This window comes from Limnobaculum allomyrinae (assembly GCF_016649425.1).
Taxonomy (GTDB): Bacteria; Pseudomonadota; Gammaproteobacteria; order Enterobacterales; family Enterobacteriaceae; genus Limnobaculum; species Limnobaculum allomyrinae.
Window position 1 is genome coordinate 98,372 of record NZ_JADRCR010000006.1, and the last position, 12,339, is coordinate 110,710.

Annotated in this window: 11 protein-coding genes and 1 pseudogene; 8 read left to right on the top strand and 4 right to left on the bottom strand. The window is 47.5% G+C overall.

What is annotated here, in order from left to right; all coding sequences use genetic code 11:
* The first annotated feature begins 404 nt into the window (after window positions 1-404).
* The 6 genes and pseudogenes from radC to I2494_RS12475 all read left to right on the top strand — a co-directional run bounded on the left by radC (window position 405) and on the right by I2494_RS12475 (window position 6,692).
* Entirely contained in the window at window positions 405-881 is a 477-nt protein-coding gene (radC, locus tag I2494_RS12450; RefSeq protein WP_218467164.1) for a RadC family protein, read from the top strand.
* A gap of 41 nt (window positions 882-922) precedes the next feature.
* Complete coding sequence (locus I2494_RS12455; protein ID WP_218467163.1) at window positions 923-1,249, top strand: type IV toxin-antitoxin system YeeU family antitoxin; 327 nt, start codon at window positions 923-925, stop codon at window positions 1,247-1,249.
* A gap of 24 nt (window positions 1,250-1,273) precedes the next feature.
* Complete coding sequence (locus tag I2494_RS12460) at window positions 1,274-1,612, top strand: TA system toxin CbtA family protein (RefSeq protein ID WP_218467162.1); 339 nt, start codon at window positions 1,274-1,276, stop codon at window positions 1,610-1,612.
* A 113-nt stretch (window positions 1,613-1,725) separates the two neighbouring features.
* The gene (locus tag I2494_RS12465) at window positions 1,726-2,553 is read left to right on the top strand and encodes a DUF4942 domain-containing protein (protein ID WP_218467161.1); all 828 of its coding nucleotides are present in this window, start codon (window positions 1,726-1,728) and stop codon (window positions 2,551-2,553) included.
* Window positions 2,554-2,942: 389 nt separating this feature from the next.
* Window positions 2,943-6,071, top strand: a pseudogene (locus I2494_RS12470) (multidrug efflux RND transporter permease subunit).
* Window positions 6,072-6,692 carry a TetR/AcrR family transcriptional regulator gene (locus I2494_RS12475; protein WP_218467160.1) on the top strand — a complete coding sequence of 207 codons (621 nt, stop codon included), beginning with the start codon at window positions 6,072-6,074 and terminating at the stop codon, window positions 6,690-6,692.
* Window positions 6,693-6,804: 112 nt separating this feature from the next.
* On the opposite strand, the gene mgtU is transcribed toward I2494_RS12475, so the two are convergent.
* The 4 genes from mgtU to I2494_RS12490 all read right to left on the bottom strand — a co-directional run bounded on the left by mgtU (window position 6,805) and on the right by I2494_RS12490 (window position 11,206).
* On the bottom strand, window positions 6,805-6,897 hold the full coding sequence (mgtU, locus tag I2494_RS20705; RefSeq protein ID WP_407657911.1) for a magnesium transporter protection protein MgtU: 93 nt from the start codon (window positions 6,895-6,897) through the stop codon (window positions 6,805-6,807).
* A gap of 118 nt (window positions 6,898-7,015) precedes the next feature.
* A complete protein-coding gene (gene mgtA, locus I2494_RS12480; RefSeq protein WP_218467159.1) occupies window positions 7,016-9,748 on the bottom strand; it encodes a magnesium-translocating P-type ATPase in 2,733 nt (910 codons plus the stop codon).
* Window positions 9,749-9,908: 160 nt separating this feature from the next.
* Entirely contained in the window at window positions 9,909-10,604 is a 696-nt protein-coding gene (locus I2494_RS12485) for an MgtC family protein (protein WP_130590530.1), read from the bottom strand.
* A 341-nt stretch (window positions 10,605-10,945) separates the two neighbouring features.
* Window positions 10,946-11,206 (bottom strand): hypothetical protein, encoded by a 261-nt coding sequence (locus I2494_RS12490; protein WP_218467158.1) that lies wholly within the window; start codon window positions 11,204-11,206, stop codon window positions 10,946-10,948.
* Window positions 11,207-11,307: 101 nt separating this feature from the next.
* Here I2494_RS12490 and I2494_RS12495 point away from each other — a divergent pair, with 101 nt between their 5' ends.
* Together I2494_RS12495 and I2494_RS12500 are read left to right on the top strand one after the other, a co-directional pair.
* Complete coding sequence (locus I2494_RS12495) at window positions 11,308-11,688, top strand: DUF3024 domain-containing protein (RefSeq protein ID WP_218467157.1); 381 nt, start codon at window positions 11,308-11,310, stop codon at window positions 11,686-11,688.
* A gap of 30 nt (window positions 11,689-11,718) precedes the next feature.
* Window positions 11,719-12,324, top strand: coding sequence for a YdcF family protein (locus I2494_RS12500; RefSeq protein WP_228350942.1), 606 nt, complete (start codon window positions 11,719-11,721; stop codon window positions 12,322-12,324).
* The last annotated feature ends 15 nt before the right edge of the window (window positions 12,325-12,339 follow it).

A 12,339-nucleotide genomic window follows, 5' to 3' on the forward strand; every position in this document is an offset into this window, starting at 1 on the left:
GCGGACCCACATCAGATGATACAGCCCAAATGCAAATTTACAAACAAAATATCTGAATGAGTTCAGATGACTAGACCGAACATGTCTCAGCACTCTCCTTCCAATTAACACCCACTATCAGAGTTCATAATTATGATTAATATTGCGGTTTCTACTGTAACCGATGAGGTACACGCCAAATCATGGCCTCGTAAACTCGCTCAGGTCCATCAGTGGGTATTCCTGAGGTCACGGGTCCTTACAAAGCCCACCACCGAAAATGTTGTATATATACTTGTTTTCACGGAGCTTTATTCACTACTGAATAGGGGAAATATTCTTACCTCACCAGTGGGTGAAAAACATATTCAGGCTTATCTTGAACATAGCAACATTATGCGATTAGTTGACCAAGGGGATGGAATATGTCTGATGTAACTATGATTCCCTCGACTCTTCCCTTATCGGCACAGCGAGTAATTAAACGCGCGCTGAACTTACTGGAGAAATACCAGCGCAATCCCGGTGAACAATTTCTTACGACAAGATTTACTAAGATCTGGCTGCAACTACGTCTTGCCCGTCAGGAACGGGAAATATTTATGGCGCTATATCTCGATAATCAGAACCGTTTACTGGAACATAAAATGCTGTTCCTCGGCACGATTAACAATACCGAAGTACATCCTCGCGAGGTTGTGAAATCGGCACTGCGCCACAACGCGGCTGCGGTGATCCTCGCCCATAACCATCCGTCAGGGGTTACAGATGCCAGCAAAGCAGACCGCACTATAACTGACCGGATCGTAAATGCCCTGAATCTGGTAGAAGTACGGGTACTGGATCATTTCATTATCGGTGATGGCGATACGTTGTCTTTTGCTGAGATGGGCTGGCTGTAACTTCAACCCCACATATTTATCTGCACTGAATAGGAATCTTTATGGAAAAACACGATAACCCTGAATGGGGGCTTCTGTGCGAGGCAATACCTCGCTTTAGCGCAAGGCTGGTACAGGAAGGCAACCGGCTACATTATTTAGCTGACCGCGCCGGGATAACTGGCGCGTTCAATGAAGAAGAGTGTCACCAGCTGAATAGCGCATTTCCGCACTTTATAGAGCAGATGGAATTGATGCTGCTCTCAGGTGAACTTAACCCCCGCCATGCACATCGCGTAACTCTGTACCACAACGAACTGATCTGTGAAGCGGATACCCTCGGTTCGCACGGCTACGTTTATATAGCGATTTATCCCACTCAACGTTAAGTCAATTTCCCAACGAGAAACTTTATGAAAACTCTTTCTGCAAATCAGCGGGTGGCGAAGCCATGCGCGCCGCCTGAGCTTGTCTGGCAAACGCTGCTTACACGCTTGCTGGAGCAACACTATGGCCTGTCGCTGAACGATACGCCGTTCAGTGATGAGAACATTATTCAGGAGCATATCAACGCCGGTATCACGCTGGCGGATGCCGTTAACTTTCTGGTGGAAAAGTACGAACTGATTCGTATCGATCGCAGGGGGTTTAACTGTCAGGAGCAGTCACCTTACCTTCGGGCGGTAGATATTTTACGGGCAAGGCAGGCAACCGGCCTGTTACGGCAAAGCCGTCATCCTTCGACACGCTGAATCTTGCGAGCCGTCTTCCCGATTTACATTCCCGAACTTACTTCCTTTTTTACTCATTGCATAATGCGCCTGCCATTTACGGCGGGCGTGTTTGCTTTTACGGACAAAATACCATGCAAACAGAAGCTGAGGTTTTAACCGATCATAATGAGCTAATTTGCTCAACCAGCATTGAGCGTATCGTGACAGGACGCGATGCAGCGCTGAAACAGATCGAGGCGCTGATTCGTCAGCTTGATGACGTTTCCCGACTCACTTCCGCGATTGGTGGCGACGTAGCTAATCATTGGGCGATGCGGCAGGGCCATTCCTTCGACTGCTGGCTGGTGCAACCTGTAGATAAAGCGATGCCAGTCATCACCCGCAACATCGACCGCAGCATCTGGCGCGATCTGATGTTGAAGTCAGGGATGTTGACGTTGATGGATGCTGAGGCGCGTAGCCAGTGGACTAAGAACCTAGAAGAGGGCGATCTCCCGGCAATCAGCGAAGCGAATATCCTGAGTACCTTTGAGCAGCTTCATCACAACAAACAGGATGTGTTCGAGCGTGGCATCATCAATGTGTTCAGGGGATTAAGCTGGGATTACAAAACCAATAACCCCTGTTACTTCGGCAAGAAGATTATCGTTAACAATCTGGTGAAGTACGATAAATGGGGGTACGGCCTGAACTGGGGCTGGCGGCGTGACCAGATTGCGGATCTGGAGCGCATGTTGTTCCTGCTGGATGGTAAAACCATTCCCGATAACCGGCACGATGTGACCATTCGACTGATGGACTTCATTCGCGATAATCCACATCAGCAGGTCTTTGAGGATGAGTTATTCACTATTCGTTATTTTCAGAAGGGGAGCGGACATATCACTTTCAAAAGACCGGATCTGATTGATAAAATGAACGACATCATCGCCAGGCATTATCCGGGAATGCTGGCGTGATAAACTGGCCGTAGTTGGCTTGACAGTTAAGCAACCAAACTGACGTGCAGCTCAGGGAAAATCAAAGCGGACGCAATGTTGTATATCAATGTGTATAGATTATAAGTTAATTTTTAAATAATCCTTATTTTACAATGCATTGATGAATTTGTTCGATTCCCTTCGCCCGCTCCAAATTTAGCTTTCCCCATTTCTCTGGAAATCAGCCAACAACAACGAAATGTTTTTGGTTATGAATATTTCTATCTTACCTGCTGATTTTAATCATATTTCATTAAACCACATCTTTCTTATCACGCTTACCTGACCGGTGTTTTTGGGATTTAACATTTGTTTAAATAGATTATTTACTTTACTGTTAAGTAAATAATCTATTTCTGGAGCATCATATGCTGGCTAGATTTTTTGTTGATAGACCGGTCTTCGCTGCGGTAATAGCCATTTGCATTATGGCGGCAGGGTTGCTGACGCTGTTTACACAATCAGTAGAGCAATATCCGGATATAGCTCCTCCAGGGGTAAATATCACTGCAAACTACCCTGGTGCTTCAGCCAAAACCGTTGAAGACAGCGTTACTCAGGTGATTGAGCAGCAAATTAAAGGCATCGATGGTCTTCTCTACTTCTCTTCCAGTAGCAGTTCAGCCGGTCAGGCGCGTATAGGTTTGAGTTTTGCGCAGGACACCAATCCCGATATTGCTCAAGTCCAAGTGCAGAACGCGGTTAATCAGGCGATTACGCGTCTACCACAAGAAGTTCAACAACAAGGTATCACCGTAACCAAGTCTCAGGGTGACAGTCTGATGGTCGTGGCACTCTATGACCCTTCCCGACAGCTAAGCAATATTGATATCAATGACTTTTTGATTAGTAATTTGCAGGATCCCCTTAGCCGGGTCGATGGTGTGGGGGAAACCACTGTGTTTGGTGCACAATATGCGATGCGCATATGGTTAGATCCTTATAAGTTAAACAGCTTCGGACTGATGCCCTCGGATATACAAAGTGCGGTTGAAGCGCAAAATGCACAGGTTACCAGTGGCGAAATTGGTTCCCAACCCGCGCCACCGGATCAGTATCTGAATGCCATTGTCACGGTACAGTCACGCCTTGAAACGCCAGAACAATTTGAGAATATCCTGCTTCGTACAAATAGCGACGGTTCGACCATTTATCTACGGGATGTAGCAAGAGTTGAGATTGGCGCTGAAAACTATCAGAACCTGACCACACTCAATGGTTATCCGGCCGCAGGGATCTCCATTCAACTGGCATCGGGAGCGAATGCATTAGCGACAGCTGAAAATGTACGTACTGAAATAGAACGCCTGACGCCACAGTTTCCAGCGGGGGTGATTGCAGCCTATCCCAAGGATAGTACGCCATTCGTACTCGTATCGATTGAAGGTGTTATTCATACCCTGATTGAGGCCATTCTGTTGGTTGTTGCCGTTATGTTCCTGTTCTTACAAAACTAGCGGGCAACACTGATTCCGGCCATCACGGTTCCCGTTGTGATGCTGGGGGCTTTTGGAATATCGAGTCTGCTGGGTTACAACATCAATACGTTGACACTTTTTGCCATGGTATTGGCCATCGGGCTGCTGGTAGACGATACCATTGTTGTGGTCGAAAACGTTGAGCGCATAATGGCTACGGAAAAATGCAGCTCGGTAGAGGCGACATTACGCTCGATGGCAGAAATTACCAGCGCATTGGTTGGTATTGCACTGGTGCTTTCCGCTGTGTTCATACCGATGGCCTTTTTTGGTGGTTCTGTCGGTATAATTTACCGGCAATTCACCGTGACGATCGTGTCTTCAATGATGTTATCTGCTCTGGTTGCGTTAACGTTGACCCCGCCGCTTTGCGCACATCTGCTTAAAGCCGTTCCGCACCAACAAGGTCGCTTTTTTACTTGGTTAAATCAGGGCATTGAGAAAAACCAGATGGCCTACCTCAATCTGTTGCAACGCAGCATAAGCCGGCCAATCCGCCTGTACATCCTCGCATTCATTCTGGTTTTATTCACGGTAGGGGTTTATTTGAAACTACCGACCAGCTTTTTACCGGAAGAGGATCAGGGTTCGGTAATGGTTCAGTTTGCTCTGCCTGTTGGTTCGCCAATCACGCAGACTCAGGTGGTAGGCGATGAAATAACGCAATATTTTCTTAAAGAAGAAAAAGAGAACCTGAATGTCATCTTTATGGTCACCGGACGCAACAACGCCGGAAGTGGACAAAATGTTGGTATGGCTTTCGCTGAGCTAAAACACTGGGATAGACGTAGTGGTAAGCACAATAGTGCACAGTCCATTATCTCGCGCGCTAATCAGTATTTTAAAAACCATTTGCTGGCATCCATTAATATAACCGCACCACCAACGGTACGCGGGCTCGGCCAGTCGAGTGGTTTTGAAGTATGGTTACAGGATCAGGAGGCTAACGGCTATGACGCGCTGCTATACACCCAACGCCAGGTTCTTAATCTTGCGGCAAACAATGCCAGTCTTGCCGCTGTCAGGATCAACAGCCTTGATGAAAAAGCTCAACTCAGGGTCGAGATTAACAGACAAAAAGCACAGGCTCAGGGGCTTGAGCAGATAGATATCAATAGTACATTGTCCGCTGCCTGGGGAGGCATCTATATTAATGATTTTATCGATCGGGGGCGGGTAAAGCGGGTTTATATGCAAAGCGATGCCGACTGGCGTACCTCGCCGGAGGATATTTCAGCCTGGCACGTGCGGGGAAGTAATGATTTGATGGCCTCCTTTGACAGTTTTAGTACTCTGCACTGGACAACCGGCCCCCAAATGCTGCAACGATTTAATGGACTCTCTTCCGTCCAGTTTCAGGGTAATGCGGCCGAGGGGGTAAGTTCAGGTTCTGCGATGGATGCGATAGAGGAGGTGATAACGAAGTTTGATGGTTTTGGTCTCCAGTGGAGTGGTTTGTCGTATCAGGAACAATCATCCTCAGGACAAACCCTGTGGATCTATCTGGCGACCAGCGTCTTTATCTTCCTGTGTCTGGCTGCGCTGTATGAAAGTTGGGCCATTCCACTGGCGGTATTGTTCATCATTCCCCTTGCCATTTCTGGTGCTGTCTTCGCCACTGGGATCAGCGGATTGACCAATGACATCTATTTTCAGGTTGGCATGCTGACAACAATGGGATTATCCGCAAAGAATGCCATTCTGATCGTTGAATTCGCACAAGCACAATACCAGAGCGGTAAAGAGATTGTCGCAGCGACGCTGGAAGGCGCCAGTTTACGCTTACGGCCTATTATGATGACATCATTGGCATTTGTTGCCGGGGTGATTCCTCTGGTACTCTCCACAGGAGCAGGGGCATCAAGCCGCCATGAAATTGGCGTTGCCGTTATCGGCGGTATGCTTTCAGGAACATTATTAACCCTGCTGTTTGTTCCGCTGTTCTTTATTGTTATTCGCAGAGGAATAGAGAGAATGGCTAATGCCCCGGTATTGATCGAGAGTGAAAAGGAAAAGTAAATGAATAAACCACAAGGTCGCCCGATGAAAGCCCGCCCACGAATTCTTGAGGCTGCGCGCGACGTTTTCCTTGAACATGGTGTGGATGTTTCTCTTCATATTATTGCGGAAAGGGCCAAGACAACCAGACCAACACTTTACAGCCATTTCCCGGGTGGAAAGGATCAGCTATTGGTTGAAACCTTTAGTTTTCTCAACGACCAGCTTCAGCCTTCTCTGCAACAGCTACTTAATGATAAACAGCATGATTTGCCGGCGTTACTGCTTGGGATAGCCAGGATGATACAGGCTTATTTTTTCTCGCCGGCAAATATTCACTTTCAACGCCTGCTTATCCAGGTTCTGGTTCAGCGTCCTGAAATCTTTTCCAGCCTTGCTCAGCGACCAACCGGTCGGATTCGCGATACGCTTGCACAGGTTTTGGCTCAGTTCAACGCCGAAGGTAAAATTCAGTTAGACGACTCCAATTTGCAATCAACGGCTTTTCTTGGAGCTATCATGGGTTACGCTTTTCCTGCTGCGCTTATTGGTGAGGTTCCGGTAGATCCAGTCTGGCTGGATAAGCTGGCACTATCCGCGGTGGAGACTTTCCTCAGAGCATGGAAATATAACTCTTTGTAAATTATTAGGATAATGCAGGCCTGCGGGGCAGGGATGGCAGCAAGGACGATTAAAACGATTCCCCGGTACAGATCATTGATAAGGCTTCGCCTGTTAGCGAAGCCTCAGTAAACTACCTTATCCAGATGGTTAGCAGAATGATGATTACTGCGATGATCACCATGTGTAGAAAGACTTTTTCAAACCTTTTTTTCGCATGTTTCACCTCGTCAGGTAACGATTTGCCAGATGGTTAACGATAGTATCAGCAGGCCAATCAGTACAAAGGTCGGCGCGGTGATGTTGTCGGAAGAACGTTTTCATTTTGCGTCTCCTGTTCATCATCAGAACCACTGACCAAAGCGTTTGATATAGAAACGTTTCATACCCTGAGCGACCAGGCAGTAGCTCAGCAGGGTTGCCACCAGCCATGGGAAGTAGCTCATCGGCAGCGGTTCCAGTCCAACCATCGCACCGAGTGGTGAGAAGGGAATGTAGATACCCATTGCCATGATCAGTGCGGTGGTCAGCAGCACCGGCAAGGTGGCACGGCTTTGAATAAACGGTATCTTCTGCGTTCTTAGCATATGGACTACCAGCGTTTGCGATAGTAATCCTTCAATAAACCAGCCGGACTGAAACAGCGCCTGAGCTTCGACGCTGTTGGCCGCAAAAACGTACCACATCAATGCAAACGTGCTGATATCGAAGATGGAAGAGGTTGGGCCAATCCATAACATAAAGCGGCCAATGTTTTTGGCATCCCACTTCCGTGGTTTACGCAAAAACTCTTTGTCCATCTTGTCCCATGGCAGAGACAGTTGGGAGATGTCATACATCAGGTTCTGGATCAACAGATGAATCGCCAGCATCGGCAGGAACGGGATGAATGCACTGGCTACCAATACCGAAAAGACATTGCCGAAGTTAGAGCTGGCGGTCATGTTCAGGTACTTTATGATATTGCCGAAAGTCTCACGCCCCTTGATAACGCCTTCTTCAAGCACCATCAGATCTTTTTCCAGCAGGATGATATCGGAGGACTCTTTAGCGATATCGGCGGCGCTATCGACAGAAATTCCCACGTCCGCATCTCGCAGTCCGGGGGCATCGTTAATACCATCGCCGAGAAAGCCGACGGTATGACCGTTTTTCTGTAACGTCTTCAGGATGCGAGACTTTTGCAGCGGCGTCAGTTTGGCAAACACCGCGCGCTTTTCTACCTCTTGTTCCAGTTGACTGTCTGACATTGACTCAATCTGCGTACCGGTGAGAATGTCATGTGCATCAATGCCCACTTCCAGACAAATACGCGCCGTCACTATCGGGTTATCTCCGGTCAGTACTTTCACCGCTACCCCGTTATCACGCAGCGCAGTAATGGCTTTTCCGGCGCTCTCTTTTGGCGGATCGAGAAACGTCAGCATTCCTTCAATTGTCAGCGCCTGTTCATCTGCGGTGCTCAGTGGCAGATTCAGGGCTGCATCATCCAGCTTGCGGGTTGCTACCAACAGCACACGAAAACCATTGGCGTTGTAGTCCTCTGTTTTTGCCAGCAGTTGTTGGCGACGGACGTCATCCAGCTCAACAACGTTGTCACCTTCACGCAGATGAGTCGCCACCATCAACATCTCTTCTACTGCACCTTTGCTGATCAGGATGTTATCGCCATGGTGAAGATCTTCCACAGAAACCGACACGCGACGGCGCACAAAGTCGAACGGTAGTTCATCAAGTTTCACAAAGCGTTCTTTCACCGATGGGGTAACGCGTTCCTCCCCGAAACGGAGTACGGCTCTGTCCATCAGATTACGTGCACCGCTCTGACTACTGCTGTTCAGCCAGGCCAGCGTAAGTACCCGATCGCTTTCCACACCATTCACGTCGAGATGATGTTCAAGAATGATGTTGTCCTGAGTTAAGGTACCTGTTTTATCGGTACAGAGTACGTCCATGGCACCAAAGTTTTGAATTGCGTTCAGCCGCTTGACGATCACTTTACGCCGCGACATGGCGATAGCCCCTTTTGCCAGATTGGAGCTGACAATCATCGGCAGCATCTCCGGGGTTAGTCCTACCGCCACCGCCAGTGCGAACAGTGAGGCTTCAACCCAGTCACCTTTGCTGAATCCATTGATCAGTAACACAATGGGCACCATGACCAGCATAAAACGAATCAACAGCCAGCTGACGCTGTTTACGCCACGATCGAACGCTGTCTGGGTACGTGTGCCAACGATGGATTTCGCTAACGAGCCGAACCAGGTACGATTGCCGGTTGCGACCACGACCGCCTGGGCTCTGCCACTGGTTACGTTAGTTCCCATCAGACAAATATTACCCATCTCCAGCAGGCTTTTATCCTTATTCGGTGTTGGCAGGTGTTCACAGTTTTTTCCGGATACGTTGGCTATCACGTCATACTTCTCAACCGGCAGCGATTCTCCACTCAGAATCGATTGGCTGACGAACAGATCGCGTGATTCCAGCAGCCGAACATCCGCCGGAACCAGATCGCCAGCGGTGAGAAAAATCACATCACCCGGTACCAGTTGTTCAATGGGGATCTCTTTTTGTGCCGGATGCATATTGTCCGGTTCACGACGCAGCACGGTGGCAGTCGTGCGTACCATCGATTTCAACGCATGCGCTGCTTTGTTGGTGCGAAATTCCTGCCAGAAACGCAATAACCCGCTCAGGCTGACCATCGTTAAAATAATGATAATTCCGGTCAGATCGGTCTCTTCACCATGACGTAGCGGTAGCCAGTAATCAGTGATGACACTGACGGCGGCCAGCGCCATCAGTACATAGATAAACGGGTTATTGAATGCCTGCAGGAGCTGAATCAACGCCGGAGGCGCCTTTTCATGAGCCACTTCATTACGGCCGTACTCTTCCAGCCGGTTAAGGGCTTCTTCGGTCGTTAACCCCTGACGGCTGCTGTTGAGCCTGTCCAGTGTGTGCTCCGGGCTGTGAAAAGCCTCGATTGCAATTGGAAAGCTCTTCTTATGCTGCTTATCATTTTCTGACGCAGACCGGTTTAATTTCCGGTTTTCAATTTTGATGTCAGTCATGATCTATCCTCAAATTTAAGACGTAGTTATCCCTGCACAGAAATATCTATGCATCATTCATTTCTCACGCTATAGAGCGGGTATTACTTTATATGTATGGGAATATCCATCATTCCCTCCTTAGATGAGCTTTCACATCGTATTGAATAGTAAGGGGGAGTTAACCCCCTTCGGCACTCCAGCGAACCGCAGTAATATTCTCGTGTCCGCCGATTCTGGACATAATGATGTCCAGTGTTTTTCGATAATCCGCTCCGCTAATCAGCTCGGCGCGAATTTCTTTTTGGCCCTGCTCCTGTGCAGAAACAGAACCGAGTCCTTGCAGGCTGAGCGCCAGTTCTTTCGCTATATTCAGCACCAGCTGGCGAACGGCATTCTCATGGTGGTTATTGCAGGTTATTTTCAGGACATAACGTTTTTCTTCTTCTGTGGCACCAGGGATCTGATTAATCCGCTGTGCCGCCTCGCGCAGCAATATGTTGGCGCAAAGGATAATGAGCGTTGCCGCCGCTGCATTCCAGAACTGCCCGAGGCCGCATAACACACCAATACCCGCGGAGCACCACAATGTCGCTGCGGTATTCAGACCGCGAACATTCATGCCTTCGCGCATGATGACGCCCGCGCCAAGAAAGCCAATTCCGGAGACGATCTGTGCCGCGATACGACCCGGGCTGTCGGGCGATGTGGATATTGAACTCAGAATAAAAACTGCTGCACCGGTAGCTACCAGCGCATTGGTGCGAAGGCCAGCCATACGCTGGCGCCATTGTCTTTCTGCGCCAATCAGCGCACCTAGCAGCATTGCTGCAAGCAAATTTGAGATATAAGGAAACATCAACATACGTTCCTCCATTTTTGCCGGAAGAATTAAGTACGTGCTTTATTTAGCACACGACAAATTGTCGCCCGAAAGAGCGATTAACGTCGTGTTGACGGTGGAGGGAATAATGAATTTTTAAACATGAACATGACGACTGACCTCGCGATAATACGCGTTTGTAACATTTTGGGATGCAATCGTCAGTATGAGGAGATTGCTGCCCGCCGATTTGGCAAGCAGCGCAGGAATAAATGCGTTAGCTTGCCTTTGTATTTAAGTAAGGGTGACTGTCCAACGTATTATTACTCCTGTATGAATTTGTGCTTATTATAATCAGAAAATAAGTTGAGTAAAGTTAAAATTAATGTGTGTTTTTATTTTTCATTATCTTCTGTATCCGAAAGGGTGCTCAGGTAATTAAGGTATTCCTGCCAGACGAATTCAGGATCGATATCATCATAGCCGCGTTTTTCAGCCATCATGGCGTTGCTTCCGGCAGGGAGCGCGATGCATACTGCATTATCCCGAATGGCCTCTGCTTCGCTTTGTGTCAGCGGTTCACCCTTGTTATTCTGGGCATTAATCAGTAACAGGATTAATGGCGGCATAAATACCAGCTCTAAACTTTCTTCCATAATCTTTATCCATTTTAATTTGCTATCGATAGATGAATATTATCAGTAGTAGAATGAAATTTCCAAAACGATATACCGGCGTTTACCAGGATGAGGTGATAATGGATTTCAGGGAAAAGAAAAGTATTATTGATAGCTATATTAAAGCGTGGGTTCCGGATAAAGCGTTTCATTCAGTTTTTAATTTAAAGTATGAAATTGAAGATGAAGTAATCATCATTTATCAAACAGGCACTTGTTGTCTGGAAAAATCATCCATTCCAATAATAAAAGCAGAGTTTAATCAATTGGCATGCTGTTGGTATCTCTATTGGTTTAACTTAGATCATTGGGTATTGTACCATTGTGCTCCTCTGAACACGCTTGATGAAGCACTCAGGGCTGTTGATGAAGACGACTCTTCGTGTTTTTTTGGCCAGGTATTCACCGTAACTGCAGTAAACAAAACATGTTTTTGGGATATTTACAGCGGTAGCCGGTAATCAAAAGCAGCTTTTTAATGGATGAAAAAGATGGCAAATATAAAAACTAAAAAGCATCGACTTCCCAAATACCTTATCCTTTTTCTGTTTATGACAGCCTTTCTTTATGCCCTGATAAACGCCATAACTATCTGGAACTACAGCGATAAAGACGAGCGAACCAACGCTGATGTCGCCATTGTGCTCGGTGCCGGTCTGTCGGATGGAAAAGTGACGCCGGTATTTCAGCAGCGGATTAATCACGGCATATTTTTGTATCAACATGGATATGTGAAGAAACTGATTTTTACCGGTGGATATGGCGAAGGGAATCAACATTCTGATGCCTGGGTGGCGAAGCAATATGCCGAACAGCAGGGAGTACCGCCGCAGGATATCTTATACGAAGAAGCCTCGACCATCACTCAGGGAAATATACGTTACGCTAAAGTCATTATGGATAGTGAACAGTATCAAAGTGCCATCATTGTCAGCGATCCGCTGCATATGAAACGGGCCATGCTGATTGCCGAAGATGCCGGTATTAACGCTTATAGTTCACCAACGCCCACCAGCATGTATATCAGCTTTAAAAACAAGCTGGCGTTTTTAGCCAGAGAGACCTTTTTCTATTCGCTGTACAAAATTCATGGGTAGCGGCGGCTTTAATTG

Coding starts and splice junctions, on each gene's coding strand:
- I2494_RS12465 (WP_218467161.1), top strand. CDS start 1,726: ATGCAAACAGAAGCTGAGGTTTTAACCGATCATAATGAGCTAATTTGC.
- I2494_RS12500 (WP_228350942.1), top strand. CDS start 11,719: ATGGCAAATATAAAAACTAAAAAGCATCGACTTCCCAAATACCTTATC.
- I2494_RS12490 (WP_218467158.1), bottom strand. CDS start 11,206: ATGGAAGAAAGTTTAGAGCTGGTATTTATGCCGCCATTAATCCTGTTA.
- I2494_RS12460 (WP_218467162.1), top strand. CDS start 1,274: ATGAAAACTCTTTCTGCAAATCAGCGGGTGGCGAAGCCATGCGCGCCG.
- I2494_RS12475 (WP_218467160.1), top strand. CDS start 6,072: ATGAATAAACCACAAGGTCGCCCGATGAAAGCCCGCCCACGAATTCTT.
- radC (WP_218467164.1), top strand. CDS start 405: ATGTCTGATGTAACTATGATTCCCTCGACTCTTCCCTTATCGGCACAG.
- mgtA (WP_218467159.1), bottom strand. CDS start 9,748: ATGACTGACATCAAAATTGAAAACCGGAAATTAAACCGGTCTGCGTCA.
- I2494_RS12495 (WP_218467157.1), top strand. CDS start 11,308: ATGGATTTCAGGGAAAAGAAAAGTATTATTGATAGCTATATTAAAGCG.
- I2494_RS12455 (WP_218467163.1), top strand. CDS start 923: ATGGAAAAACACGATAACCCTGAATGGGGGCTTCTGTGCGAGGCAATA.
- I2494_RS12485 (WP_130590530.1), bottom strand. CDS start 10,604: ATGGAGGAACGTATGTTGATGTTTCCTTATATCTCAAATTTGCTTGCA.